The organism is Cryobacterium sp. Sr8, from assembly GCF_004403225.1.
Taxonomy (GTDB): Bacteria; Actinomycetota; Actinomycetes; order Actinomycetales; family Microbacteriaceae; genus Cryobacterium; species Cryobacterium psychrotolerans.
In genome coordinates, this window is the sequence record NZ_SOHO01000070.1 from 301,581 (window position 1) to 327,629 (window position 26,049).

General features: G+C 69.6%; 27 protein-coding genes. 16 read left to right on the forward strand and 11 right to left on the reverse strand.

From position 1 onward, the window contains the following. Window positions 1-73: 73 nt before the first annotated feature. Entirely contained in the window at window positions 74-571 is a 498-nt protein-coding gene (locus tag E3T54_RS15875; protein ID WP_134476498.1) for an OsmC family protein, read from the forward strand. Here E3T54_RS15875 and E3T54_RS15880 read toward each other — a convergent pair. Then, window positions 546-770, reverse strand: coding sequence for a hypothetical protein (locus E3T54_RS15880; RefSeq protein WP_134476499.1), 225 nt, complete (start codon window positions 768-770; stop codon window positions 546-548). The genes E3T54_RS15875 and E3T54_RS15880 overlap by 26 nt on opposite strands. Before the next feature lie 82 nt (window positions 771-852). Here E3T54_RS15880 and E3T54_RS15885 point away from each other — a divergent pair, with 82 nt between their 5' ends. Continuing rightward, on the forward strand, window positions 853-1,341 hold the full coding sequence (locus E3T54_RS15885; RefSeq protein WP_134476500.1) for a CGNR zinc finger domain-containing protein: 489 nt from the start codon (window positions 853-855) through the stop codon (window positions 1,339-1,341). A 9-nt stretch (window positions 1,342-1,350) separates the two neighbouring features. Here the strand turns inward: E3T54_RS15885 and E3T54_RS15890 are convergent, their stop codons facing one another. Next, on the reverse strand, window positions 1,351-2,133 hold the full coding sequence (locus E3T54_RS15890; protein WP_370255628.1) for a lysophospholipid acyltransferase family protein: 783 nt from the start codon (window positions 2,131-2,133) through the stop codon (window positions 1,351-1,353). A gap of 80 nt (window positions 2,134-2,213) precedes the next feature. Here E3T54_RS15890 and dxr point away from each other — a divergent pair, with 80 nt between their 5' ends. After that, the gene (dxr, locus tag E3T54_RS15895) at window positions 2,214-3,290 is read left to right on the forward strand and encodes a 1-deoxy-D-xylulose-5-phosphate reductoisomerase (protein ID WP_134476501.1); all 1,077 of its coding nucleotides are present in this window, start codon (window positions 2,214-2,216) and stop codon (window positions 3,288-3,290) included. A gap of 36 nt (window positions 3,291-3,326) precedes the next feature. On the opposite strand, the gene E3T54_RS15900 is transcribed toward dxr, so the two are convergent. From E3T54_RS15900 to E3T54_RS15910, 3 genes are read right to left on the reverse strand one after another with little or no spacing between them, the layout of a single operon-like run. Next, window positions 3,327-3,755, reverse strand: coding sequence for a hypothetical protein (locus E3T54_RS15900; protein ID WP_134476502.1), 429 nt, complete (start codon window positions 3,753-3,755; stop codon window positions 3,327-3,329). Then, on the reverse strand, window positions 3,755-4,288 hold the full coding sequence (locus E3T54_RS15905) for a hypothetical protein (protein WP_134476503.1): 534 nt from the start codon (window positions 4,286-4,288) through the stop codon (window positions 3,755-3,757). Before E3T54_RS15905 ends, E3T54_RS15900 begins: the two co-directional genes overlap by 1 nt. After that, window positions 4,285-5,562, reverse strand: a complete 1,278-nt coding sequence (locus tag E3T54_RS15910) for a protein kinase (protein ID WP_370255642.1) — start codon at window positions 5,560-5,562, stop codon at window positions 4,285-4,287. The genes E3T54_RS15905 and E3T54_RS15910 overlap by 4 nt, the downstream gene beginning before the upstream one ends. Before the next feature lie 74 nt (window positions 5,563-5,636). On the opposite strand from E3T54_RS15910, the gene E3T54_RS15915 reads away from it, so the two are divergent. After that, the gene (locus E3T54_RS15915) at window positions 5,637-6,968 is read left to right on the forward strand and encodes an RIP metalloprotease (protein WP_198414507.1); all 1,332 of its coding nucleotides are present in this window, start codon (window positions 5,637-5,639) and stop codon (window positions 6,966-6,968) included. Between the two features lie 93 nt (window positions 6,969-7,061). Here the strand turns inward: E3T54_RS15915 and E3T54_RS15920 are convergent, their stop codons facing one another. Then, on the reverse strand, window positions 7,062-8,246 hold the full coding sequence (locus E3T54_RS15920) for an acetyl-CoA C-acetyltransferase (RefSeq protein WP_134476505.1): 1,185 nt from the start codon (window positions 8,244-8,246) through the stop codon (window positions 7,062-7,064). Between the two features lie 380 nt (window positions 8,247-8,626). Here E3T54_RS15920 and E3T54_RS15925 point away from each other — a divergent pair, with 380 nt between their 5' ends. From E3T54_RS15925 to E3T54_RS15935, 3 genes are all read left to right on the forward strand, one after another. Beyond that, window positions 8,627-9,181 carry a hypothetical protein gene (locus tag E3T54_RS15925; RefSeq protein WP_166804945.1) on the forward strand — a complete coding sequence of 185 codons (555 nt, stop codon included), beginning with the start codon at window positions 8,627-8,629 and terminating at the stop codon, window positions 9,179-9,181. 53 nt (window positions 9,182-9,234) lie between these two features. After that, complete coding sequence (gene ispG / locus E3T54_RS15930; RefSeq protein ID WP_174775354.1) at window positions 9,235-10,392, forward strand: flavodoxin-dependent (E)-4-hydroxy-3-methylbut-2-enyl-diphosphate synthase; 1,158 nt, start codon at window positions 9,235-9,237, stop codon at window positions 10,390-10,392. 105 nt (window positions 10,393-10,497) lie between these two features. Then, window positions 10,498-12,264 (forward strand): proline--tRNA ligase, encoded by a 1,767-nt coding sequence (locus E3T54_RS15935; protein ID WP_174775353.1) that lies wholly within the window; start codon window positions 10,498-10,500, stop codon window positions 12,262-12,264. 29 nt (window positions 12,265-12,293) lie between these two features. Here E3T54_RS15935 and E3T54_RS15940 read toward each other — a convergent pair whose 3' ends face one another. Further along, window positions 12,294-13,115: a DUF1206 domain-containing protein gene (locus E3T54_RS15940; RefSeq protein ID WP_134476507.1), complete on the reverse strand. Its 822-nt coding sequence runs from the start codon at window positions 13,113-13,115 to the stop codon at window positions 12,294-12,296. Window positions 13,116-13,251: 136 nt separating this feature from the next. Between E3T54_RS15940 and nusA the strand changes: the two genes are divergently transcribed. From nusA to rbfA, 4 genes are all read left to right on the forward strand, one after another. Further along, the gene (gene nusA / locus E3T54_RS15945; RefSeq protein WP_092321590.1) at window positions 13,252-14,262 is read left to right on the forward strand and encodes a transcription termination factor NusA; all 1,011 of its coding nucleotides are present in this window, start codon (window positions 13,252-13,254) and stop codon (window positions 14,260-14,262) included. 8 nt (window positions 14,263-14,270) lie between these two features. Then, window positions 14,271-14,528 (forward strand): YlxR family protein, encoded by a 258-nt coding sequence (locus E3T54_RS15950; protein ID WP_092321589.1) that lies wholly within the window; start codon window positions 14,271-14,273, stop codon window positions 14,526-14,528. Window positions 14,529-14,604: 76 nt separating this feature from the next. Next, the gene (gene infB, locus E3T54_RS15955) at window positions 14,605-17,433 is read left to right on the forward strand and encodes a translation initiation factor IF-2 (protein WP_134476508.1); all 2,829 of its coding nucleotides are present in this window, start codon (window positions 14,605-14,607) and stop codon (window positions 17,431-17,433) included. A 107-nt stretch (window positions 17,434-17,540) separates the two neighbouring features. After that, a complete protein-coding gene (gene rbfA, locus E3T54_RS15960; RefSeq protein ID WP_134476509.1) occupies window positions 17,541-18,062 on the forward strand; it encodes a 30S ribosome-binding factor RbfA in 522 nt (173 codons plus the stop codon). Between the two features lie 106 nt (window positions 18,063-18,168). Here the strand turns inward: rbfA and E3T54_RS15965 are convergent, their stop codons facing one another. Continuing rightward, window positions 18,169-19,056, reverse strand: a complete 888-nt coding sequence (locus E3T54_RS15965; protein ID WP_241977265.1) for an A/G-specific adenine glycosylase — start codon at window positions 19,054-19,056, stop codon at window positions 18,169-18,171. A 180-nt stretch (window positions 19,057-19,236) separates the two neighbouring features. After that, on the reverse strand, window positions 19,237-20,241 hold the full coding sequence (locus E3T54_RS15975) for a ketopantoate reductase family protein (RefSeq protein WP_134476510.1): 1,005 nt from the start codon (window positions 20,239-20,241) through the stop codon (window positions 19,237-19,239). Between the two features lie 40 nt (window positions 20,242-20,281). On the opposite strand from E3T54_RS15975, the gene truB reads away from it, so the two are divergent. From truB to E3T54_RS15995, 4 genes are read left to right on the forward strand one after another with little or no spacing between them, the layout of a single operon-like run. Then, window positions 20,282-21,217 carry a tRNA pseudouridine(55) synthase TruB gene (gene truB, locus E3T54_RS15980; RefSeq protein ID WP_134476511.1) on the forward strand — a complete coding sequence of 312 codons (936 nt, stop codon included), beginning with the start codon at window positions 20,282-20,284 and terminating at the stop codon, window positions 21,215-21,217. After that, the gene (locus E3T54_RS15985) at window positions 21,214-21,582 is read left to right on the forward strand and encodes a hypothetical protein (protein ID WP_134476512.1); all 369 of its coding nucleotides are present in this window, start codon (window positions 21,214-21,216) and stop codon (window positions 21,580-21,582) included. The genes truB and E3T54_RS15985 overlap by 4 nt, the downstream gene beginning before the upstream one ends. 21 nt (window positions 21,583-21,603) lie before the next feature. After that, a complete protein-coding gene (locus E3T54_RS15990) occupies window positions 21,604-22,050 on the forward strand; it encodes a hypothetical protein (protein ID WP_134476513.1) in 447 nt (148 codons plus the stop codon). After that, window positions 22,047-22,976, forward strand: coding sequence for a bifunctional riboflavin kinase/FAD synthetase (locus E3T54_RS15995; protein WP_134476514.1), 930 nt, complete (start codon window positions 22,047-22,049; stop codon window positions 22,974-22,976). Before E3T54_RS15990 ends, E3T54_RS15995 begins: the two co-directional genes overlap by 4 nt. Before the next feature lie 73 nt (window positions 22,977-23,049). On the opposite strand, the gene E3T54_RS16000 is transcribed toward E3T54_RS15995, so the two are convergent. Next, window positions 23,050-23,781 (reverse strand): maleylpyruvate isomerase family mycothiol-dependent enzyme, encoded by a 732-nt coding sequence (locus E3T54_RS16000; protein ID WP_134476515.1) that lies wholly within the window; start codon window positions 23,779-23,781, stop codon window positions 23,050-23,052. Window positions 23,782-23,843: 62 nt separating this feature from the next. Here E3T54_RS16000 and E3T54_RS16005 point away from each other — a divergent pair, with 62 nt between their 5' ends. Beyond that, complete coding sequence (locus E3T54_RS16005) at window positions 23,844-25,076, forward strand: MFS transporter (protein ID WP_134476516.1); 1,233 nt, start codon at window positions 23,844-23,846, stop codon at window positions 25,074-25,076. On the opposite strand, the gene E3T54_RS16010 is transcribed toward E3T54_RS16005, so the two are convergent. Further along, window positions 25,073-26,020, reverse strand: coding sequence for an ROK family protein (locus E3T54_RS16010; protein WP_134476517.1), 948 nt, complete (start codon window positions 26,018-26,020; stop codon window positions 25,073-25,075). The two genes, E3T54_RS16005 and E3T54_RS16010, sit on opposite strands and share 4 nt — an antisense overlap. Window positions 26,021-26,049: the final 29 nt, after the last annotated feature.

Consider the following 26,049-nt stretch of genomic DNA (forward strand, 5'->3'; position numbering starts at 1 on the left):
ACCGGACGCTCGCCCACGGCAGCGTTTTCCTGCGAGAATCGTGTCCGGTCCCGCGATTACCCCAGGAGATGACATGAAAACTGCACATCACTACGCCGTGCGGCTTGCCTGGACCGGAAACCGGGGCACCGGCACGAGCGGATACCGCGAGTACGGGCGCGAACACACCATCACGTCCGCCGGGAAACACCCCATCGACGGGTCCGCCGATCGCACCTTCCACGGCAACGCCGACCGCTGGAATCCCGAGGAGCTTCTGCTCACGGCCCTCAGCCAGTGCCACATGCTGTCCTACCTGCATGTCGCCGTACGGCACGGCGTGACCGTTGTGGCCTACACGGATGACGCGGTCGGCACGATGGAACAGCTCCCGCCCGTCGGCGGCCGCTTCACCTCGGCGACCCTGCGCCCCCGGGTCACGATTTCGGACCCGAGCCAGCTGGACCTGGCCCAGTCGCTGCACGCCGAGGCCGCGCGGGAGTGCTTCATCGCGGCATCGGTCAATTTCCCGGTCGGCCATGAGGCGATGACCGTGCCCGAGGTCGTCACCGGGCCGGAATCGGCCGACTGAGCGACTCGGGTCGACGTTCCGGCGTGTTCGGCTCGGCGGAGCGCTCGGCGAAGCGGTGGATGGCCGCTGCCCAGAGGCGGTCGCGGGCTGCGGCGGGTTCGTCATCGCCGTAGCGCTGGCGGCGCAGTCGGCGCGCGCGTTCCGCTTCCGCCTGGTTCTGGCGGTTCAGCTCGATGGCGAAGTAGGCCAGGGGGTTCATTGTTTTCTCCGTTCAAAATAACCAGTGAAACTGCTTTACGGGTTACATGTTACGTAACTAGCAAACCGCGTACAATGGTTATATGACCGATGGCAGGAATGAGTCGAAAGTCGTCCGGAATGGCTCGCACGATGCGGAGCTCCTGGTCGACTTCCTCAACACGCTCGACGTGGAGGACGGTACGGACCAGCTGGCGGCGTCAGCCGGGCTGACGTCCTGGGCCACCGACCGCGGGCTCGAACCCGGCAGTCTCGACGACGCCCGCCGCACCCGGGACGCGCTGCGTTCCCTGGTGACGGGCGGCCGGCCCGAGCTGCCGGCCGTCTCGCTGCATCCGTCCTGCGAGGGCGACGGGGTGTGCCTGCGGTCGAGCACGGTCGCCGAAGCCGCGATCGCGGCCACGGTGGTCCTGAGCATCCAGGGGAAGATCAGCCGGGTGAAGCTCTGCCAGGCCGAGACCTGCCGGTTCGCCTACTACGACCACTCACGGAATGGCTCGCGGGCGTGGTGCAGCATGGAGATCTGCGGGAACCGCTCGAAGGCGCGGAACTTCCGCGCCAAACCGGCCTGACGCCTCGGCTCAGCGGCGCTCGGGGCGAAGGATCGCCTGGGCGACGCGCTGCACGACGCCGGACGGCGGCGTCTCGTTGTACTCGTTCGCGAGTTCCTGCCCGGTGAGGTCGTGGATGGCGGCCATGATCTCATCCGTTGCCCGGCGCCTGGCCCGGCCGGAGTCGGCGGTCCCGTGCCTGCTGACGTCGATCGGTTCGCCGAATTTCACCGTCACCCTGCGGATCCGCGGGAACCTGGCGCCGACCGGCTGGATCTCCTGGGTGCCGATGAGCCCGACCGGCACGACGACCGAATTCGTGGTCAGGGCCAGCCAGGCGACGCCGGTGCGGCCCCGGTAGAGGCGCCCGTCGAGCGATCGGGTGCCCTCGGGGTAGATCGCGAAGGCGCTGTCCGACTCGAGGATGCGCCGGCCCGCGTCGAGCGCGTCCTGGGCCGCCTGCCCGGCGCCGCGTTCGACGCCGACCGCGCCGATCGCGGTGAAGAAGGTTCGGGAGATCCAGCCTCGGAAGCCGGTGCCGGTGAAGTAGGTGGACTTGGCCAGGAACTGCACCGGACGGGGCGCGGTGAGCGGGATCACCAGGCTGTCGATGAACGAGAGGTGATTGCTGGCCAGGATGACGCGACCGGTTTCCGGGATATTCTCCCGGCCGGTGATGTGGGGACGGAAGACCAGGCGGGCGATCGGGGCCATGATCCCGTAGCCGAGGAAATAGACGAATCCGGGCCGTTTTGCGGGCCCCGGCGCCGCCGCCTCGTCGACGAAATCCGGGTCTACGCTGGCAGCTGTCACCCTTCGACGATAGCGCTGTTCGTATGCGCTCCAGGGAATGCGTACCCCCGGCTCGAGTGCACGGGCCCTAGCATGGGAGCGTGCAGAGAGTAATCATCCTCGGATCGACCGGGTCGATCGGTACCCAGGCCCTCGACGTGATCAAGGCCAACCCGTTCCGCTTCGACGTGGTCGGGTTGTCCGCCGGCAGCAACCGGGAGCTCCTCGACGCGCAGGCCGAGGCGTTCGGCGTGGAGCACACGGCGCTGGGCGCCGCCGAGGCTGAACAGCTGGTGCGGGATGTCGAGGCCGACGTCGTGCTCAACGGCATTACCGGTTCGGTGGGCCTGGGCCCGACCCTCGCCGCGTTGAAGGCCGGGCGCACACTCGCGCTGGCGAACAAGGAGTCCCTCATCGTCGGCGGGGACCTGGTGAAATCCATTGCCGCGCCCGGACAGATCGTGCCGGTGGATTCTGAGCACTCCGCGATCGCGCAGGCCCTGCGGTCGGGCACCCCCCGCGAGGTCCGGCGCCTCGTGCTCACGGCATCCGGGGGCCCCTTCAGAGGTCGCAGCCGCCAGTCGCTGGCGACGGCCACGCCCGAGCAGGCGCTGGCGCATCCGACCTGGAACATGGGCCTCGTCGTCACCACCAACTCGGCCACGCTGGTGAACAAGGGCCTCGAGGTGATCGAGGCGCACCTGCTCTTCGACGTGGAGTACGACCGCATCGATGTGGTTGTTCATCCCCAGTCGGTCGTGCACTCGATGGTCGAGTTCATCGACGGCTCGACCATCGCCCAGGCCTCCCCGCCCGACATGCGGCTGCCGATCTCGCTGGGGCTGGACTGGCCGAACCGGGTCGCGGCCGTCGGCGTTCCCATCGACTGGACAACGCCGCATACGTGGACCTTCGAGCCCCTCGACGACGCGGCCTTCCCGGCCGTGGAGCTCGCCAAGCAGGTCGGCCGGGCCGGCGGCACCTACCCCGCCGTGTTCAACGCGGCCAACGAGCAGGCCGTCGCCGCGTTCCATGCGCGCCGGATCGGCTTCCTGGACATCGTCGCGACCGTGCAGCGCGTCGTGGAGGCGCACGAGCAGGACGGCGTGCTCACCCTGGATTCGCTGGCCGCGGCCGAGGCCTGGGCGCGGGCCGCGGCCGACAAGCTGCTCGGCTGACCGAAGCCGAACGCGGCGCAGCCACCGGGAGACGCATTAGTCGTCCTTGCCGTTGCCCTTCTTGTCGTCGTCGTCCTCGTCGTTGCCCTTGCCCGGCTTCGAATCCTTGGTCGGCGTCGGCGTGGGAGTCTGCGTGAGGACCGGTGCGGGTTTGGCGGCTTCGATCGCGGCGTTCAGGTCGGCGCCCACCAGATTGATGGCCGACTGGATGCGGGCTGAGCGTTCGCCCGTCACCTCGCCCGCGGCGGAGGCGGCCAGCAGGTCGGCCTGGAGCGCGCCCAGGGCGGATTGGGCGCTCGTGTAGTCGCCCGCGGCGGCGGAGGTGGCGACTGCGCGGACACCGGTTTGCAGTCGCTCCGCCGTGGGCTGCTCCAGGGCGGACGGATCGCTCGCGCATCCGGAGAGGGCGACCGCGAGGATGACCGCAGCGAGCGCGGCGCGTGGGGCGCGGGGAAGGTGCGTCATCAGGGCACCGGCACGGTGGATGGCGCCGGTGCGCTGCCGGGGGCCGTTGGCGGATCGGTTGGGGGCGCCGGCTCGGGGACAGGCTCCGTCGTCGGTTCCGGCGCGGGCTCGACCGTCGGTTCCGGCGCCGGGGTGGGCGTCGGGGCGGGCGTCGTCGTCGGCTCCGGCGAGGGTGCCGGTTCTTCCGTGGCCTCCGGTTCCGGCGTCGGGGTCGGGGTGGACGCCGCGATCGCCGCCGCGAGGTCGGAGCTCACGAGCTTGATGGCCGCCTGGATCTCGGCGGATCGGTCGGCCGTCACATCGCCGGCCTTCGTCGCGGCGAGAACGTCCGCCTGCACCACAGCGAGCGCGGTCTGGGCCTCTGCGAAGTCGCCGGCCGCGGCGGCGGTCGACACGGAGAGCACACCGTCCTGCAGCTGACTGGCCGCACCGGGCTTGAGGTCGGGGCTGGAGTCAGAGCAGCCGGTCAGGGCGGCGGCGGCAATCAGGAGGGTGGCGGCCAGCGCGACGGACCGCGAACGGAACCCGCTCATGGCTCGACGCTCTTCTGGAGCTCCTGGAGATGCGTGCCCAGGGGTCCTTCGACGGCGGGATAGCTCGGCGGGGTCGCTTCCGGCCCGCTCGGGCGCTGGAGGAGCACGAAGGCCAGAATTCCGATGACGACCGCGGCGACGACCAGGATGATCGGCACCCACTTCCGGCGTCCGCCCCGGGAAGCGCGCCCTGTTCCGGGAGTGGTCCGGGCCGCTGTGTCGTCGGAGTCCTGCGGCGATTGCACCCGGCCCAGGACCACCGTCTCCGCCGAGGCGTCATTGGAGGGAAGGGCACTGGCGGGCGATGAGACGGGCAGCAGGGCCGTGGCCGCGTCGGTGGGCATGAGGGCAGTGGCATCCGAGGCGCCGGTGGGCATGAGCTGCGTGGCGTCATCCGCGGCGCCCGCGGAGGCCAGGGCCCGAAGGGCGACGGCGGCGTCGGATGCGCTGGGCCGGTCTGCGGCTTCGCGGCTGGTCATCGCGCCGAGCAGGTTCACCCAGTCGCGGCCAAGGGTCGCCGGGATCTCGGGCTGGCGCTGCAGCCGGGCCGTCGCGGACTCGATGGCGGTGCCGGGGTAGGCGCGTTCGCCGGTCAGGCACTCGAGCAGCACCAGCCCGAACGAGTACACGTCGCTGGGCGGACCGATCGCCGCGCCCAGGGCCTGCTCGGGGCTGAGGTAGCTCGCCGTGCCGATGAGCGTGCCGGTCGCCGTGAGCCTGGCCTCGTCGAGGAGCCGGGCGATGCCGAAGTCGGCGAGCTTGGCGTGGGAAATGCGGCCCGGGAAACTGGAGGGTGCCAGCAGGACGTTCGCCGGCTTGATGTCACGGTGGATGATGCCCTGGGAATGCACGTAGTGCAGCGCCTCGGCCAGGTCGGCGCCCATCTCGGCCACCTCGGCGGCCGGCAGGGGTCCGCCCGCGATCTGGCTGCGAAGGTCGGGGCCGTCGATGAGCTCCATCACGATGAACGTGCGCGCAGCGCCGTCGATGACGGCGGTTCCCACGTCGAAGAGGGTGACGAGGGCGAAGTGGTTGAGGCTCGCCAGCAGGGCGACTTCTCCGCTCTGGCGCTCCGCTCCGGACGAATCGTCGAGCGTGTCATTGCGGAACAACTTGAGGGCCACGGTGCGGCCGAGAACGACATCCGTCGCCTGGTAGACGGCCGCCATGCCGCCGTTGCCGATGAGGCGATCGACGCGAAACCGGCCGGCGAGGACATCGCCGATGGGGCTGGCAGTTTGCTGTGCGGACAGGGGATTCTCCTCGGGGCGGATACTGTGGCCGGAACGCGACCCGCGAGGGGCCTGTAACCAGCAGCTTTGCAGCTTGATGCGGCTAATCTGGGCCTGTGGAAACCGTGCTTCTGTTCATCTTAGGTGTCGTCGTCGTGATTGTCGGCCTTGCCCTGTCCATCGGCCTGCACGAAATCGGCCACCTGGTGCCGGCAAAGGCATTCGGGGTCAAGGTCACGCAGTACATGGTCGGATTCGGCCCGACCCTGTGGTCCAGGCGCAAGGGCGAGACCGAATACGGCGTCAAGGCCATCCCGCTCGGCGGCTACATTTCGATGATCGGCATGTTCCCCCCGGTCAAGGAGGGCGGCGCCGCGCGCACCTCGGGGACCGGCTTCTTCAACACCCTGGTGCAGGATGCCCGCAGCAGCAGCGCCGACTCGATCGGCGAGGGGGAGGAGGCCCGGGCCTTCTACCGTCTGCCGGTTTTCAAACGCGTCATCATCATGCTCGGCGGACCGACCATGAACCTTCTGATCGGCATCATCCTCTTCTCCATCGTGCTGATGGGCTTCGGCACGGCGCAGGCGAGCACGACCGTCGGGAGCGTCTCCGAGTGCGTGCTGCCGGCCACGAGCGCCCGGCAGGCCTGCGACGCGTCCGACGAGCCGGCGCCCGGCGCCGCGGCCGGACTCCAGCCGGGCGATCGGATCGTCAGCGTCAACGGCACCCCCATTGCGACCTGGGAGCAGTCGACCGCGATCATCCGTGAGTCTCCGGGCACCCCCCTCGAATTCGTCGTCGAGCGCAGCGGCGAGGATGTCGCCCTCACCATCACGCCTAAGCTCACCGAGCGCTATGTGATGGACGAGGCGGGCCAGATTGAAGAGGATGCCTCCGGGCAGCCCGTCACCACCGAGGTCGGATTCGTCGGCATCGGGCCGGCCAGCGAGCTCGTCCAGCAGCCGGCGACCGCGGTGCTTCCCGCCGTGGGGGACAACATCGTCAGGGTCGGCCAGATGATCCTCAACCTGCCGCAGCGGCTCGTCGAAGTGGCCAATGCCGCATTCGGTCCGGGGGAGCGCGACCCGAACGGCCCGATCAGCGTCGTGGGTGTCGGCCGCGTCGCCGGGGAGATCACGAGCATCGACTCCGTTCCCGTCGCCAGCAAGGTGGCGAGCCTGCTCGGCCTGCTCGGCTCCGTCAACATCGCCCTGTTCGTGTTCAACCTGATTCCGCTGCTGCCGCTCGACGGCGGCCACGTGGCCGGGGCGCTGTGGGAGGGCATCCGCCGCTTCTTCGCGAAGCTCTTCAAGCGCCCGGTGCCTGGACCCGTCGACACGGCCAAGCTCATGCCGCTGACGTTCGCGGTGGTCATCGTGCTCGGCGCGATGAGCCTGCTGCTGATCTACGCGGACATCGTCAAGCCGATCAGCATCTTCGGCTAACGCTTCCTACCTCCCGCGAAACCGCAGTTGTGCGCGCTATAAACGCGTTTTGACGCGCACAACTGCGGTTTCGCGGGAGGGGCGGAGGGGGTTTTAGCGGGAGAGCAGCAGGGCGTCGCCCTGGCCGCCGCCGCCGCACAGCGACACCGCCGCCTTGCCGCCGCCGCGGCGAGCGAGTTCCAGCGCGGCGTGCAGCGCGAGCCGTCCGCCGGAGGCGCCGATCGGGTGGCCGATGGCGATCCCGCCGCCGTGGATGTTCACCTTGTCGCTGCTGAGGCCCAGCTCACGCGAGGACTGCAGGGCGACGGCGGCGAACGCCTCGTTGATCTCGACGACGTCGAGGTCTTCGGCTGACCAGCCCGCGCGGCCGAGGGCGTGCGCGATCGCGTTCGCGGGCTGCGAGTGCAGGGAGTTGTCGGGACCGGCGACGTGCCCGGATGCCTCGATGACGGCCAGCCAGGCGAGCCCGTGCGCCTCGGCCCACCGCCGGCTGGTCACGACGACCGCGCTCGCGCCGTCGCTGAGCGGCGAGGAGTTCCCGGCCGTGATCGTTCCGTCGGTCGAGAAGGCGGGGCGCAGGCGCCCGAGGGACTCCACTGTGCTGTCGCCGCGCACACCCTCGTCGGCGTCGATGAGCTTCGGTTCGCCCTTGCGCTGCGGCACGCTGATCGGCGTGATCTCGTTGTCGAAGGTGCCGTCGGCCATGGCGGCGGCGGCCCGCTGGTGCGAGGCGGCCGCGATTTCGTCCTGCTCGACCCGGTTCATCTCGAGTTTCTCGTTGACCCGCTCGGTCGAGATGCCCATCGACAGGCCGTCGAAGGCATCCGTCAGCCCGTCGTGGGCGGCGTGGTCGAGGGCGGTGACGCTGCCGTAGGCCCAGCCCTGGCGGGAGCCGGGGAGCAGGTGCGGGGCCTTCGACATGGATTCCTGCCCGCCGGCGACGACGACATCCGCTTCGCCGAGCCGGATGAGACGGGCCGCGTCGATCACCGCGGCGAGCCCGGACAGGCACACCTTGTTCAGCGTCATCGCGGGCACGTTCCACGGGATGCCGGCGGCGATCGCGCTCTGGCGGGCGGGGTTCTGCCCGCAGCCGGCCTGCAGCACCTGCCCCATCAGCACGGCGTCGACCTGGTCGGGGCTGACGCCGGCGCGCTCGAGGGCGCCCGCGATGGCGGCGGTCCCCAGCTGCACGGCGGTGAGGGAGGACAGCTGGCCGTTCACGCGGCCCTGCGGCGTGCGCGATCCGGCCACGATGACTACTTCGATTGCGGGCATGAGGGGTGACTCCTTCGTCTTCACACTGATCTTTCGACTGTATCGCCGATCGACGCCCGGGACGCACCGGGCGGATGCCGCGGGCGAGGGCCGCGGGCGAAGGCCGTTCCGGATTCGAATCGTTATCGGGGATTCTTCCGTCGGCTGCCCGCCCGGTGCGAGACTGGCGGCAGGCGGCGCGGGGGACGCGCCGGGGGAAGTGGGACGCGATGAACCGGTCAGCCAGCAAATTCACCATGGTGGGCCTGATGGTGTCGGGGATACTGTTTGCCGGCACGGCGTGCGCCTCGAACCAATCCGGCGCGGACTCGGCGGCAGGCCCGGCCGGGGACGTGGCGCCCTCTTCCTCGCCGGGCCCGGAGGTCGACCCCCTCACGAGCGTGACCACCATCGTCGTACGCCCGGAGGCGCTCGAGCTCATGGACGAGTCGGGATCACTGGTGGCCTCTCTGACGTACGAAGATCCTCTGGCGGCGATGCTGAGCGCGTTGTCCGTGGTGGTCGGAGAAGAGCCCGCGACGGCATCGTACGAGGGCGGGCTGGAGCGCCCGGCGGGGCAGACGTATTCCTGGGCGGGTCTGACGCTCACCGACTACCTGCCGCCGGAAGGGAAATTCCTCGGCGAGAGCGATTACTCGCTCGACTTCACGGCGGGCCAGGTGGGCGACGGGGTCGCGATCACGACGGAGTCCGGTAGTACGGTCGGCGACGACATGGATGCCGTGGCGGACGAACTGGGGCTGAGCGTCAACAGGGATTTCGCGTCTGCCGGGCACCTGTTCTTTCTGATCGAAGTCGGTCCCGAGCTGACGACACCGGCGGGAGACAACATCGAATACCCCAACGCATGGGCTGTGCACGTCAGTTCCACTTCAGGCTCCGGGGTCATCAATAACATCGGGGCCCCGGTCAACCTGAGTCACTGGGTCAGCTGACGGGCGGTCCGCCGCACAGGCACCGCGCCGGGCACGACGCGTAAGCTAACGGCGTGGCTGCAATCAATTTAGGGATGCCCAAGGTGCCTGAGGTACTCGCTCCCAGACGTAAGACCCGTCAGATCAAGGTCGGCAAGGTGCTCGTCGGCGGCGACGCCCAGGTGAGCGTGCAGTCGATGACGACCACGCCGACACCGAACATCAACGCGACGCTCCAGCAGATCGCCGAGCTCACCGCGTCCGGCTGCGACATCGTGCGCGTCGCCGTGCCCAGCCGCGACGACGCCGAGGCGCTGCCGATCATCGCGAAGAAGAGCCAGATCCCGGTCATCGCCGACATCCACTTCCAGCCCAGTTACGTCTACGCCGCAATCGACGCCGGCTGCGCGGCCGTGCGTGTGAACCCGGGCAACATCCGCAAGTTCGACGACCAGGTCGGCGAGATCGCACGCCGGGCGAAGGCCGCGGGCGTCAGCATCCGGATCGGCGTGAACGCCGGCTCGCTCGACCCGCGCCTGCTGCAGAAATACGGCAAGGCCACCCCGGAGGCCCTCGTCGAGAGCGCCGTCTGGGAGGCGAGCCTGTTCGAGGAGCACGACTTCCACGACTTCAAGATCTCGGTCAAGCACAACGACCCGATCATCATGGTCAAGGCCTACCGGCTGCTGGCCGAGCGCGGCGACTGGCCCCTGCACCTCGGCGTGACCGAGGCCGGGCCGTCGTTCCAGGGCACGATCAAGAGCGCCACGGCGTTCGGCATCCTGCTCTCCGAGGGCATCGGCGACACGATCCGGGTGTCGCTGAGTGCCCCGCCGGTCGAGGAGATCAAGGTCGGCCTGCAGATCCTGCAGTCGCTGAACCTGCGCGAGCGCAAGCTCGAGATCGTCTCCTGCCCCAGCTGCGGGCGCGCCCAGGTGGATGTCTACAAGCTCGCCAACGACGTCACCGACGGCCTCGAGGGCATGACCGTGCCGCTCCGCGTCGCCGTGATGGGCTGCGTCGTCAACGGACCCGGCGAGGCCCGCGAGGCCGACCTCGGCGTCGCATCCGGCAACGGCAAGGGCCAGATCTTCGTCAAGGGCGAGGTCATCAAGACCGTCCCCGAGTCGGAGATCGTCGCGACCCTGATCGAGGAAGCCAACCGCCTGGCCGCCGAAATGCCGCCCAGCGAGGACAGCCTCGGCGCCCCCGTCGTCACCGTCGGCAAATAGTCCCACCCCTCCCCGCGAAACCGCAGTCGTGCGCGTTATGACGGCGTTTTAGCGCGCACAACTGCGGTTTCGCGGGACCGGGCGGGCGCGGCCTAAAGTAGACGGGTGCCTACACGCCTGTCGAACTACTTCCTCCGTACCCTCCGCGAAGACCCCTCCGACGCCGAGGTGACCAGCCACCGCCTGCTCGTGCGGGCCGGCTACATCCGTCGCCAGGCCCCAGGCATCTTCGCCTGGCTGCCGATCGGCCTGCGGGTGAAGGCGAAGATCGAGGCGATCGTGCGCGAGGAGATGACGGCGGCCGGCGCCCACGAGGTGCACTTCCCCGCTCTGCTTCCCAGGGAACCGTACGACATCACCGGGCGCTGGGACGAGTACGGCGACGGGCTGTTCCGCCTGAAGGACCGCAAGGGAAGCGACCTCCTGCTGGCACCCACCCACGAAGAGGTCTTCACCCTGCTGGTCAAGGACCTGTACAACAGCTACAAGGACCTGCCCCTGTCGATCTACCAGATCCAGGACAAGTACCGCGACGAGGCCCGCTCACGCGGAGGCCTGCTGCGCGGTCGCGAGTTCACGATGAAGGATGCCTATTCCTTCGACTACACCGACGCGGGCCTGGATGCCAGCTACCAGGCCCAGCGCGACGCCTACGAGCGCATCTTCACCCGGCTCGGCCTGGAATACGTGATCGTGCAGGCGGATGCCGGCGCCATGGGTGGCTCGAAAAGCGAGGAATTCCTGCACCCGACCCCGGTCGGCGAGGACACCTTCGTGCGGTCGGCCGGCGGCTACGCGGCCAACATCGAAGCGTTCACGACCGTCGCGCCTCCCGCGATCAGCTTCAAGGACCTGACGTCGGCCGAGGTGTTCGACACCCCGGACACCCCCACCATCCAGACCCTCGTCGACCGGGCCAACTCCGCCCACCCTCGCCCGGACGGCCGCGAGTGGACGGCAGCGGACACGCTCAAGAACGTTGTCCTCGCGCTGATGCTGCCGGACGGAACGCGGGAGCTCGTCGTGATCGGCCTGCCCGGCGACCGCGAGGTCGACCTCAAGCGGGTCGAGGTCGCATTCGCGCCGGCCGAGGTCGAGGCGGCCAATGAGGCCGACTTCGCCAGGCACCCCGGCCTGGTCAAGGGCTACATCGGCCCGTGGTCGATCGCCGGGGCCATCCTCGGTGAGAAGTCGGCCACCGGCATCAGGTTCCTGCTCGACCCGCGCGTCGTCGACGGTACCGAATGGATCACCGGGGCGAACGAGTCGGGCCGCCATGTCTTCGGGCTCGTTGCCGGACGCGACTTCCACGCCGACGGAACCGTCGAGGCCGCCGACGTGCGTGCCGGAGACCCCGCCCCCGACGGCTCCGGCCCGGTCGAACTCGCCCGCGGCATGGAAATCGGCCACGTCTTCCAGCTCGGCCGCAAGTACGCCGAAGCGCTCGGCCTCAAGGTGCTCGACGAGAACGGCAAGCTCGTCACCGTCACGATGGGGTCTTACGGGATCGGGGTGACCCGCATCCTGGCCACCATCGCCGAGCTCAACAACGACGCGAAGGGCCTGATCTGGCCGGAATCAGTGGCGCCGTTCGACGTGCACGTGATCGCCACCGGGCGTGACGAGCTCGTCTTCGAGACCTCCGAGACCGTCGTCGCGGCGATCGAGGCCACCGGCCGCGAGGTGCTCTACGACGACCGTCGCGGCAAGGTCTCGCCCGGCGTGAAGTTCGGGGACGCCGAACTGATCGGCGTCCCGAAGATCGTCATCGTGGGCCGTGGCGCGGCCGACGGCATCGTCGAGCTGTGGGACCGGCGCACCGGGGAACGAGAACAGGTCGCCGTCGCCGACGTCGTGACCCGCCTGGGCTGAGTCCCGGCCCGCGGCGGGTCGCCGCGTGATCAGAGCCGGGCGTAGCGCGCCCTCGCGAAGCTGTAGACGCCGAAGGCGATCAGTCCCACCCCGACCACGATCAGGATGCCGGGACCGAACGGCAGGGCGACCAGGGCCTTGAGCGCCCCGTCGAGCCCGGTCGCCTTGGCCGCATTGGCCGTGAACGCCGCGACCAGGAACAGGATGCCGACCACCCCCAGCGCGATTCCCTTCGCGATGTAACCGAAGACGCCGAGTCCCACGATTACCGTGCCGACCGGCCCGCTCGGCACGGTAATCGCCTCGGTGAACGTCCTCGCCGCTCCCCGGTAGACGAAGAAACCGCCGATCACGAGCACGAGGAGCCCGATCAGGACGAGCAGGAGAATTCCGCCCGGTGCCCCGAGCAACGTCGCGGTGAAGTCCTGCGTGCTCCGGGCTGCGTCCGACGTGGCGCCCACGGCGAACGTGAGCGCCGTTGCCGCGACCGCGAGGTAGGCGACCCCCTTGCCGAGCTCGATCACCCGGTGCGCCCACTTGCGCTTCGGGTCATAGGCCGGCACGAGGAAGGCCTGGACAACCTGCCACAAGCCGAGGGCGGCCAGGCCGATCACCACGGTCCACAGCAGGAACACCCCGCCGGGAGTGGCGGCGAGTTGCCCGAGGGCGCCGGACTGGTCTGCTTTCGCGCCGCTCGTGCCGGTCGCGACTCCGATGGCGATGATGCCGATCAGCAGGTGCAGCAGGCCGTTGACCGCGTAGCCCACGCGGGCCAGGGTACGGAAAGGGGTGCTGTCTTCGGCCTTGCGTGCGGCCTTGCGCGCAGTCTTGCCTGCGGAATCAGTCGTCATTGGCCCAGACTAGCCGCGGGAACGCCACCGGCGACAGGGGCATCGACGGTGACGGACCCGCTCGGATTCGGGTACCGTAGAGGAGAGCCCGCTGCGCAGTTTCGCGGCGGCACAATTTGAATAGAGGAGGCCGGCCATGGACATCGACCTCAGTATGTTGCGGCAGATGGAGCGCGAGAAAGAGATCCCCTTCGAGGAACTCGCGCGGATCATTGAACAGGCAATTCTGACCGCCTACCTCAAGCACATCCACCCGGGTGAGCACATGAAGCAGGCCGTCGAGGAAGAGCCGGGGGCGCGGGTCGTGCTCGACCGCAAGACCGGCCACATCACCATCTTCGTGCCCGAACACGACGACGAGGGCAACATCATCGGCGAGGGCGTCGACGAACCAACGGACTTCGGCCGGATCGCCGCGTTCGCGGCCAAGCAGGTCATCAACCAGCGCCTGCGGGACCTGGCCGATGACGCGGTGCTCGGGGAGTTCCGCAGCCGCGAGGGCGAGATCGTCGCCGGGATCATCCAGCAGGGCCCGAACCCGCGCATGATCCACGTCGACCTCGGCAGCATCGAGGCGATCCTGCCTCCTGAGGAGCAGGTGCCCGGTGAGAGCTACACGCACGGCACGCGCATCCGCGTCTACGTGACGGCCGTCGGCAAGGGGCTGAAGGGCCCCCAGATCACGGTGTCGCGCACCCACCCGTCGCTGGTTCGCCGCCTGTTCGCGCTCGAGGTCCCCGAGATCGCCAGCGGCGTCGTCGAGATCGTATCGCTCGCCCGCGAGGCCGGCCACCGCACCAAGATCGCCGTGCGGGCCACCGAACCCGGCGTGAACGCCAAGGGCGCCTGCATCGGCGAACTCGGGCAGCGGGTGCGCGCGGTCACCGCCGAGCTCAACAACGAGAAGATCGACATCGTCGACTACTCGCCCGACCTGGCCACGTTCGTCGCCAGCGCGCTGTCGCCCGCGAAGGTCACCAGCGCCTATGTCATCGACGAGTCGATCAAGGCCGTCAGGGCTCTCGTGCCCGATTACCAGCTGTCCCTCGCCATCGGCAAGGAGGGCCAGAATGCCCGCCTCGCGGCCAAGCTGACCGGGGCCAAAATCGACATCCAGCCTGACAGTATTCTGGAGGACGCCGAATAGGGGGTACGATGGAACCCGTAAGAACGTGCATTGGATGCCGTTTGCGCGCACCTCGGTCCTCACTTCTGAGGGTTGTGGCCCGGGAATCGGAACTCGTGGCGGATGAAACCGCCACACTCCCTGGCAGAGGCGCGTGGTTGCATCCCACCGTCGCGTGCTTCCAGGACGCACAGCGGCGACGCGCTTTCGGGCGTGCCCTTCGCGTGACCAGTTCCGTGGACGCGAAACAACTAGAGAACAGGCTGACTTGGCTAATGGATAACTAATGAGCGGCTCGAAATGAGAACCGTCCGTTACTAACGGTCTGCCCCTTTCCGGGTGCAGGCCCGGAACAGGAGAATTGTGGCTGCAAAACCACGCGTACACGAGATCGCAACCGAGCTCGGCGTCGACAGCAAGGTAGCCCTTGCCAAATTGAAAGAAATGGGCGAGTTCGTCAAGGGACCGTCCAGCAGTGTTGAGCCCCCCGTCGCCCGGCGCCTCCGCGCCGCGCTCGAGGCCGACGGCGTGAAGACCGCCGCCGCGGGTGCCAAAACCGAAGCGCCGGTCGCCGCCAAGCCGGCTTCCGCATCGACGGCGAAGCCGGGAGCCCGTCCGGCACCCGCCAAGCCGGCCGCACAGCCCGTCGCCGTGGTGGAAGCCCCGGCCGCAGCCGCAGTCGACGCCCCGCCGCTCCCCGCGGCGCCGCTCACCGTTGCCGAGCGTCAGGCCCAGGCCGCCGAAAAGGCAGCCGCGGCAGGCAAGGCAGCCGAGAAGGATGTCGCGGCGGAAGCCACGACCGGCACCGAGACCCCCGAAGCCAGGACAGAGGGCGGCGCTGCCGCCCCGGTCAAGCCGGGCAGCGCACCGCGTCCGGGAGCCGCACGACCGGGTAACAACCCGTTCGCCAGCAACCAGGGCATGGGCAAGACCCCCACGCCGCGTCCGGGCAACAACCCGTTCGCGAGCGCCCAGGGCATGGGCCAGCGCCCGCCCTCCGCCTCACCGAGCAACATCCCGCGTCCCGCCGCACCGCGCCCCGGCGCACCGCGTCCGGGTGGCCCCGGCCAGGCCCCGCGCCCGACCGGTTTCGGCCAGCGTCCGGGCGCTTTCCAGCGTCCCGGCGGAGCACCGGGAGGCGCCGGCGGCGCCCGCCCCGGCTTCGCGCGCCCCGGTGGCGCCCCGGCCGGAGCTCCCGGCTTCGGCCCGCCCCGCCCCGCAGGCGGCGCAGGTGGCCGCGGTCGCGGACCTGGTGGAGGAACCGCCGGTGCATTCGGCCGCGGTGGCGGCAAGAGCCGTGCCCGCAAGTCGAAGCGCACGAAGAGGCAGGAATTCGAACTGCGCGAGGCCCCGTCGCTGGGTGGCGTGAGCGTACCCCGCGGCGATGGCGGAACCGTTGTTCGCCTGCGTCGCGGTGCCTCGATCACCGACTTCGCCGACAAGATCGACGCGAGCCCTGGAAACCTCGTCACCGTGCTCTTCCACCTCGGTGAGATGGCCACGGCGACCGAGTCCCTCGACGAGGCCACGTTCGACGTGCTCGGCGAAGAGCTGGGCTACAAGATCCAGATGGTCTCGCCCGACGACGAGGACCGCGAACTGCTTCTCGGCTTCGACATCGACATCGATGAGGAACTGGCGGAGGAGACCGATGAGGAACTCGTCGCACGTCCCCCCGTTGTCACCGTCATGGGTCACGTCGACCACGGTAAGACCGCGCTACTGGACGCCATCCGTAACGCCAAGGTTGCCGCGGGCGAAGCCGGCGGTATCACCCAGCACATCGGTGCCTACCAGGTCGTCACCGAGCACGAGGGCATCGAACGCGCCATCACCTTCATTGACACCCCGGGCCACGAGGCGTTCACCGCCATGCGTGCTCGTGGTGCGCAGGTCACCGACATCGCCATCCTCGTGGTGGCAGCCGATGACGGCATCATGCCGCAGACGATTGAGGCACTCAACCACGCGCAGGCAGCCAACGTGCCGATCGTGGTCGCGGTGAACAAGATCGACAAGCCCGGCGCCAACCCGCAGAAGGTGCGTCAGCAGCTGACCGAGTTCGGCCTCGTCGCCGAAGAATACGGTGGAGACGTCATGTTCGTCGACGTGTCGGCGAAGAACAAGGTCGGCATCCAGGAAGTCCTCGACGCCGTCCTGCTCACCGCGGACGCAGGGCTCGACATGCGCGCCAAGCCCGACAAGGATGCTCGCGGCGTGGCCATCGAGGCCAAGCTCGACAAGGGTCGCGGTGCGGTTGCAACCGTGCTCATCCAGTCGGGAACGCTGCACGTCGGAGACTCGATCGTCGCCGGAACGGCTTATGGCCGCGTCCGCGCAATGGCCGACGAGAACGGTGTGCCGGTCCTGGCCGCAACCCCGTCCCGTGCCGTCCAGGTGCAGGGTCTGTCGAGCGTCCCGCGCGCCGGCGACACCTTCCTGGTCATCGATGACGACCGCACCGCGCGCCAGATCGCCGAGAAGCGTGAAGCCGCCGAGCGCAACGCCCTGCTGGCCAAGGCCCGCAAGCGGATCAGCCTCGAAGACTTCACCCGTGCACTCGAAGAGGGCAAGGTCGAGTCGCTCAACCTCATCATCAAGGGTGACGTGTCCGGTGCCGTTGAAGCACTGGAAGAGTCGCTCCTCAAGATCGAGGTCGACGAGTCGGTGCAGCTTCGGATCATCCACCGCGGTGTCGGTGCCGTCACGGAGAGCGACGTCAACCTCGCCACCGTCGACAACGCCATCATCATCGGGTTCAACGTTCGCCCCGACACGAAGGCGCGCGAGCGCGCCGCCCGTGAAGGCGTGGACGTGCGCTTCTACTCCGTCATCTACAACGCGCTCGAGGACATTGAGAGCTCCCTCAAGGGAATGCTCAAGCCCGAGTTCGAAGAGGTGCAGAGTGGTGTCGCCGAGATCCGCGAGGTGTTCCGCTCCTCCAAGTTCGGAAACGTCGCCGGTGTCATCGTTCGCTCCGGCACCATCACCCGAAACGCCAAGGCTCGCGTCATCCGCGAGGGCGTCGTGGTGGGGGACAACCTGGGCATCGAGTCGCTGCGTCGCTTCAAGGACGACGTCACCGAGGTCCGGACGGACTTCGAGTGCGGTATCGGCCTCGGCAAGTTCAACGACATCCAGGTCGGCGACGAGATCGAGACGATCGAAATGAAGGAAAAGCCGCGGGTCTAATACCCGTTGCTTCAGGGGTCTCCGCGATCCTCCCCCTAAAAAGGGAAGCGAGCGGGGACCCCTGGAAAGCTTAAGAGCGTCAGAGTTTTGGGAAAAGGGAGTTAGTCATGGCAGATCCGGCACGCGCCAGGAAGATGGCGGACCGCATCAAGGTCATCGTGGCCAAGCGTCTCGAACGCGGCCTCCGCGATCCGAGACTTGGTTTTGTGACCATCACGGACGTCAAGGTGACCGGCGACCTGCAGCACGCCTCGGTCTTCTACACGGTCTACGGCAACGAAGAGGAGCGCACGGACAGCGCCGCGGCGCTCAAGGCCGCCACGGGCATGCTGCGCAGCGAGGTGGGCAAGAACATCACCGCCAGGCTCACGCCGTCCCTCGAATTCATCGCCGACGCCATCCCGGAGAATGCCGCGCTGATCGACGACCTCCTGCGTGAGGCGCGCGACCGCGACACCGAGGTGGAGCAGCTCGCCCGCACGGCCCAGTATGCCGGCGACGCAGACCCGTACAAGTCTCGCGATCTGGAAGAAGCCGACGACGACGACGACGACGCCGACGATGACGATGACGATGACGACGACGACGCAGACGAGCCCGTGTCCCGCGGGGCGCACGCCGCCGACTAATCCGTCGGCCGCCACTCACTGATCGACACACCGAGGGGTCGCAGATCGACCTTCGTTGGCCGGTTGAAGGTCGATTTGCGACCCCTCAGGCGCGACCGATCCGCCGTTAGTGCGGCAGGGTGTAGCCGCCCGGCGCCCGGACGGCGAGTCCGTCGGCCAGGAGGCCGACCAGGGCGCGCCCGCGCTGGGCCCGGTCGGGCCAGAGTCCGTCGATCTCGGCATCCGTCACCGGATGCCGCGTCGCCCGCAGCTCGGCCATGATCAGCCCGCGCACCTGCCGGTCGCTTCCCGCGAATTTCTTCTGCACGGGCTTGCGAGGCCCGGTGCTTTCCGGGTAGCCCGCCGCCCGCCAGGCGCACGCATTCCGAATCGGGCATACGTCGCAGCCGGGCTTCCGGGCGGTGCAGACCAGGGCGCCGAGTTCCATGATCGCCGCGTTGAAGGCGGCCGCCTCGCCTCGGCTCTCCGGAAGCAGCACCGACATGGCTTCGAGGTCGCGCCGCCCGGACGGCGGAGCGGGTTCGCCCTGGCCGCCGACGGCCCGCGCGATGACCCGCCTCGTGTTCGTGTCGACGACCGGATGCCGGTGTCCGTACGCGAAGGCGGCGACCGCTCTGGCCGTGTAATCGCCGATCCCGGTGAGGGCCAGCAGCGCGTCGACGTCGTCCGGAACCTCACCGCCGTGGCGCTCGGTGATCTCGACCGCGGCAGAATGCAGCCAGAGGGCGCGCCGCGGGTAGCCGAGGGTCGCCCAGGCGCGCACCGCCTCGCCCGGAGGCACGGCTGCCAGATCGGCTGGCGTGGGCCAGCGATCGAGCCACTCCTCGAGCCGGGGGATGACGCGACTGACCGGGGTCTGCTGCAGCATGAATTCGCTGACCAGGGTGCCCCAGGCGGAGAAGCCCTCGCGGCGCCACGGCAGATCCCTGCCGTGGGCGTCGAACCAGGCCGTGATCGACGGGGCGATGGAGGGCGTGTGGGCGGCGGCGTTCACCCTTCCCAATCTAGGGTCGATTCGCGACGTCAGTCTCCGAACCCGTCCACGCCTCCCCGCCGAACTGTGAGTTTGGCACCCTAAACGCCCAGGGAAGGTGCCAAACTCACAGTTCGGCGGAGGGATACGACGGAGGTCAGGGGGCGGAGGCGGCGAGGGACGGGGACGGGGAGGGGGAGGCTAGAGGGGGAGGGCGTCGACGCGGGCGATGACGTCGGCGGGGGTCAGGGAGGCGCCGCGAGTCTCGACCTCGTGCACGAGGGCGGTGAGCAGCGCGTTCACCGGCGCGGCGACGCCGGCGATGCCCGCCTCCCGCACGATCGCTCCGTTGAGGAAGTCGATTTCGGTGCGCTGGCCGCGGCGGATGCTCTGCTGGGTCGAGCCGAGGTTCGGCACGTTGCCCATCCGCGCCCGCATCATCCGCGGCAGCAGTTGGCCCAGCCACAGCGGCAGCAGCGAGAATACCCGCAGCCGCCGATGGCCGAGCCCCTGCAGCGCGCCGAAGTGCACGCCTCGCTTCAGACCGACGCGAACGGCCTCCCGCATGCTCGCCGTCATCACCCGGCGCAGACCGGCATGGTCGACGACCGCCTGCACGCTCAGCCCGGTGATGGCCGGCAGTGCGTTGAGCATGTTCACGATCAGCTTGGTCCACTGGGCGCCCACGAAATTGTCGATGGCAGTGACCGGCACCGCCTCGGCAAGCACGGCCTGCCATGCGCGCGCAAGCGCGTCGGCCGGGCCGCTCCCGCGGCCGAGGTAGCTCGGAGCCGCGGTCGTCACCGTCACCCGACCCGGTTCGGTGTAGTTGGCCGCGATGATCACCAGGGCGCCGAAACAGTCGGAGTGGGGGAGCAGCCGTTCCGCCGTGTTCACCCCGTCCAGGCCGTTCTGTACGACAATCACCGGCGACCCGTCGATGAACGCGGCGTTTGCCGAGAGGGCGGCCGCGGCATCCTGAGCCTTGGTGCAGACCAGGGTCAGCTCGGGCGTCTCCACAAGCCGCTCGAGGGCGCGCGGCCTCGCCTCCGCGTCGCCGAACGCGCCGGACAACCGGATGCCGTCGGCGCGGATCGCAGCCAGCCCGGGGCCGCGCGCGGTGACGGTGACGTCGTGGCCGGCTCGGGCGAGCAGGGTCGCGAACGTGCCGCCGAGGGCGCCCGCTCCGATCACCGCGATTCTCACGGCTCACATCCTACGGGGGCGGCGCTGGTAGCCTCGACGTGTGACCAGCGGCCTCCTCCTCATCGACAAGCCGCAGGGCTGGACCAGCCACGACGCGGTCGCCCGCACCCGGCGCCTCGCCGGAACCCGCAAGGTCGGCCACGCCGGGACGCTCGACCCGATGGCGACCGGCCTGCTCATCCTCGGCGTCGACAGCTCCACCCGCCTGCTCACCTACATCGTCGGGCTCGACAAGGAATACCTGGCCACGATTCGGCTGGGCGCGTCGACGACGACGGATGACGCCGAGGGCGAGCAGCTCGTCCGCGCCCCCGCGGAGACCGTTGCGGCCATCCGTCCGGGGGCCGTCGAGGCCGGCATCGCCACTCTCACCGGTTTCATCAGCCAGCAGCCGAGCGCGGTGAGCGCGATCAAGGTCGACGGCAAACGGGCCTACGCGCGCGTGCGGGACGGCGAAGACGTCGAACTCCCGGCCAGGCCGGTCACCGTCAGCGTGTTCGAGCTCCTCTCGAGCACCGCGGTGGACGGATTCCTCGACCTGGAGGTGCGGGTCGTCTGCTCCTCCGGCACCTACATCCGTGCCCTCGCCCGCGACCTCGGCGCCGCGCTCGGCGTCGGCGGACACCTCACCAGCCTGCGCCGCACGCGGATCGGGCCTTTCCGGCTCGAGGCGGCCCAGCCCCTCGACGAACTGGACGTCGCGTCCGCGCTGATCGGTCCCGCCGACGCGGCAACGCGGCTGCTCGGCCGCCTCGACCTCAGCGAACAGCAGGCGATCGACCTCGGCCACGGCAAGCGCATCACCGTCGACCCGGCGGGCAGCCAGGCGGGCCCGATCGCGGCGATCGCGCCCGACGGACGTCTGATCGGACTGGTCGAGTACCGCGGCGACCAGGCGAAATCGCTGATCAACTTCCCGCCCGACGAGGCCGCGCCCGACAAGGCCACGCTCTCGGATCAGGCGGATGTCACATGATCGAGTGGTTCGCCTGGCTACAGCTGGCGGTCGCGGTGCTCGGCGGCGCTCTCTGCGTCGGACTCGGGCTGGCCGGCCGTAAACCGACCGACCTCACCATGGGGGCGACCGCCCTGGTCGAGGTGCTGCTCCTCGCGCAGCTGGTCGTGGCCGTCGTCGCCCCGCTCACCGGCAACACCGCGAGCGGAAGCCTGCTCGAGTTCTACGTCTACCTGATCAGCGCCATCCTGCTGCCCCTTGCCGCCGGGCTGTGGGCCCTGATCGAGCGCAGCCGCTGGAGCACGGTCATCCTGGGCGTGGCGTGCCTGTCCGTCGCGGTCATGCTCTACCGGATGCTGCAGATCTGGACAGTGCAGGCCGCCTGATACTGCGATAATTGCCTAGCGATGACTGAACTACGGCCCCAGACAGCTGCCCGACCGAATCGAGTGACCGGCGTCGGCCGACTCCTGATAGCCGTGTACGGGGTGCTGGCGCTGGCCGCCACGGGGCGCTCCTTCGTGCAGATCGTCGGAAAGTACGACCAGGCCCCACTGGCCTACTCGCTGTCCGCGCTTGCCGCGGTCGTGTACATCGTGGCCACGGTCGCGCTCGTCAACCGGGGTCGCGGCTGGTACCGCACGGCCTGGATCACGATCACGTTCGAGCTGCTCGGCGTGCTCGTCATCGGCACCCTCAGCCTCGTCGACCCCGCCCTCTTCCCGCACGACACCGTGTGGTCGGTCTTCGGCCGCGGGTACCTGTTCATCCCGCTCGCGCTGCCTGTCCTCGGGATGTGGTGGCTGGCCCGCCACCCCGTGGCCGGGGTCGAGCCCGTGACGAGCGACTCATGAAGACGTTCCACGGGATAGCAAGGATCCCGGCCGACTGGCCGGCATCGGCGGTCAGCATCGGCAAGTTCGACGGCGTCCACGTCGGCCACCGGGCCGTGCTGACCGAGTTGAAGACCGTCGCCCGGGCGCACGGACTTGTTGCCGTCGTCGTGACCTTCGACCGGCATCCGCTGGCCCTCTTGTCGCCGGCCACCTGCCCGGAGGCGCTCCTCAGCTCGGGGCAGAAGCTCGAACTGCTGGCCGAGACCGGCGTCGACGCCACGGTCGTGCTGGAGTTCAACGAGGCCCTCGCCTCGCTGCCGCCCGAGGAGTTCATCGAGAAGGTCCTCGTCAAGGCGCTGCGCGTGAGGCAGGTCCTGGTCGGCCGGGACTTCCGATTCGGTGCCAAAGGCGCGGGCGACGTCACCCTGCTGCAGCGACTCGGCCGCCGCTTCGGTTTCGACGTGCGGCTGGTCGACGACGTCAAACCCGACGAGGTCACCAGGGTCTCCTCCTCCGTGGTTCGCGGGCTGCTCCTGGCGGGCGAAACGCAGGCCGCCGCCGAGCTGCTCGGGCACGTTCACTCCGTACGCGGAGTCGTCGTTCACGGTGCCGCCCGCGGCCGCGAGCTGGGCTTCCCCACCGCGAACCTGTCGCCCGACTCCGAGGGGCTCGTGCCGGCCGACGGCGTCTACGCGGGCTGGCTGACGGATGACGGCACCCGGTACCCGGCGGCGATTTCGGTGGGCAACAACCCGACCTTCGACGGCGTGGCCCAGAAGCAGGTCGAGGCCTACGTGCTCGACCGCGACATCGACCTGTACGGCCATGTGGTGGAGGTGGCATTCGAAGAACGCATCCGCGGCATGGTCGCCTTCACCGGCATCGAGCCGCTGATCGCACAAATGCGCGACGACGTGGACCGCGTCCGAGCCCTCCTCGTCTGACCCCCGCCTCTTCCCCCTTCCCGCTCCCCGCGAAACCGCAGTCGTGCGCGTTATTCTCGACGTTTAGCGCGCACTACTGCGGTTTCGCGGGAGGGGGAGAGGCGGCGGGAGGGGGAGAGGCGGCGGGAGGGGGAGAGGCGGCGGGAGGGGGAGAGGCGGGGAGGGGGCCTCGATTGAAGAGGAACAGCACGATCTCCTCGGCCGTGCCGGGGAGGGCCGGGCCGCGGCCGACGCTCCAGTCGGCATCCGTGGCCACAAGGGTGCGGCCGTGCAGGACGGCCTTGATCCCGGTGGGTGCGATCAGGCTCCGCCGGAGGGCGACGGCGCCGGAGGCGGTCGGTGCGAGCATCAGGCTGAGCCCGAGCGGGCGGGCGATGTCGTAGCCGTGCACGACGGCCTCGGTGAGTTCGATGATGCCGCAGCGCCCGCGGCCGGCGGCCTTGTCCGCCGCAATCTGCCGGATCCGGGCGACCAGGTCCGCCGGCGCCGCCTCGGCCGCCGCCCGACTCACCACGTCGATTGCCCGGTTCGGATTGACGAAGTGGCCGAGGTAGGCGCGGGCCGCGGTGTGCACGAGGTCGCGGCTGGAACTGCCCAGGCGCCAGACGATGTGGCCGGCGACATCCCTCACCCGCCATTCCGCGCAGAGGCTCGGCGCCTCCCACTGCTCGGCCGCGAGCCCGTCGAGCAGGTCCGCGGTCGCTGTGAGCGTGGCAGTGAGGTGACCGCTCCAGTTGGAGTTCGCGCCGGACTCGTCGCCGGCCGGGCGTCGGCTGAGCGGGAGGTACTTCGCGAGGTCTGCCATGGGTCCAGCCTAGGCGCGGGAAACCGGGCGGGGGAGGGCGTCCGGGTCCCTAGACTTGTCCGGTGACCGAAACCCGAGCCCGAAGCCTGTGGGCCGGTCGCACGCTGGCCCTGCTGGGCATCCTGCTCGTGGCCGCGAATCTGCGCACGGCCGTCGCCGCGCTCTCGCCGATCATCACCCGGATCGACGTCGACATCCCCCTCGAAGCCCTGGCCATCGGTGTCGTCGGCATGCTGCCGCCGGTGTGTTTCGCCCTGTTCGGCATCTTCACCCCGATGTTCACGAAGCGCCACGGACTCGAGACCGTGCTCGCGCTCTCGCTCGTCGCCCTGCTGGTCGGCCACCTGGCGCGGGGCCTGTCCGGCTCGCTGGCCGTGCTGCTGCTGGGCAGCGTGGTCACCTTCGCCGGCCTGGGCGTCGGCAACGTGCTGTTGCCGCCCCTGGTGAAGAAGTACTTCCCGGATCGGGTCGGCCTGGTGACGTCGTTGTACGTCACGGTCATCTCGTTCAGCACGCTGGTGCCCCCGCTCGTTGCGGTCCCGGTGGCGGATGCCGCCGGCTGGCGCGTCTCGCTGGCCATGTGGAGCGTCCTCGCCCTGATCGCCCTCGTCCCGTGGATCACGATGCTCGTGCGCCACCGCACCCGGAGCGTGCCGACCCCTGTTGTCGAGGAAGCAGAACCGGCCCTCCTCGGCCGGATTCGGCACTCGAGCGTGGCCTGGGCGATCGCCGCCGTCTTCGCCGTCTCGTCCCTCAACGCCTACTCAATGTTCGCCTGGCTGCCCCAGCTGCTCGTCGACCGGTCGCTTGTGACGGAGAGGGAGGCGGGCACCCTGCTGTCCCTGTTCGCGGCCATGGGCATCCCGTGCGCGGTGATCATCCCCGTGCTCACCGCGCGGATGAAGAACGTCGGCCTGATCGTGTACGCCGGCGCGTTCTGTTTTGTGATCGGATACCTCGGCCTGATCTTCGCGCCCGCGCCGCTGACCTGGCTCTGGGTGTCGGCGACGGGCCTCGGCCAGCTGCTCTTCCCTCTCGCGCTCGTGCTGATCAATCTCCGTACCCGCACGCACGAGGGCGCCGTCGCGATGAGCGGCTTCGTGCAGGGAGTCGGTTACACGCTCGGCGCGTTCGGCCCGCTGGTGGTCGGGGTGCTGCACGAGCTGACCGGCGACTGGCTGGCGCCGCTGATCTTCCTCACGGCCACTGCGCTCGCGGTGACCGTCGCCGGCGCGGTCATCGCGCGGCCGCACATGCTCGAGGACGACCTGAACCGGGCCCGCACTCCGGACTAGGGGACCAGTTCGGCGCGGTGGATGAGCGCAGCGGCGCCGATCAGCGGCCCGTCGGCGGTCAGGGCGGAATGCACGACCCTCACCTTCGTCGCGAAGGCGAACTCGGTGCGTTCGGCGATCGCCTCGCGGATGGCGTCGAACAGCTCGGGTGCCACATGGGAGAACCCCCCGCCGATCGCGACGAGGTCCAGGTCGACCAGGTTGGTGGCCGAGGCGATCGCCTGGCCGATGGCACCGCCGCTCCGCCGTACGGCGCGCTCCGCGATCTCGTCGCCGGCCGCGTAGGCGGCAGCGAGGTCCTCGCCGGTTCGGCCGGACCAGCCCTGGGCCCTGGCCCAGGCGACGGTCCGCGGTCCGGATGCGATCGCCTCGAGGCAACCGCGTCCGCCGCAGGCGCACGGGTCGTCGAACCCGCCGACCTCGACGTGGCCGATGTGGCCGGCATTGCCGGTCGCGCCCGACACCGTCCGGCCGTCCAGGATGAGGCCGCCGCCCACCCCGGTGGAGACGACCATGCCCATCAGGTTGCCGACGCCCTGGCCGGCGCCGAGCCAGTGCTCGGCGAGCGTGATGCAGAGGCCGTCCAGCCGCAGCCGCACCGGGACATCCGGGACGAGCCCCAGCACCAGGTCGCGCAGCGGGAACTCGCGCCAGGCCGGGAGGTTGAGCGGGGAGACCGATCCCGAGGCGACCGTGATCGGGCCGGCGGAGCCGATTCCCACGCCGACGAGGGTCGCCCCGGCCGGCAGGCCGGCCAGCGCCAGGGTGACGGCTGACGTGACGCTGCGCGCGAGCTCCTCGCTGGTGGCGGTCGGTCCGGTGGGGGAGCGGTGCCGGCTCCCCGGGAGCAGGTTCCCCCGGTGATCGACGAGGACGGCTTCGACCTTGGTTCCGCCGAGATCCACGGCGAGAACGGCTCTGATCGGCCCGGTACTTGAGGTCATGCTCCGAGCCTAGGGCGTGACCGGGCAGC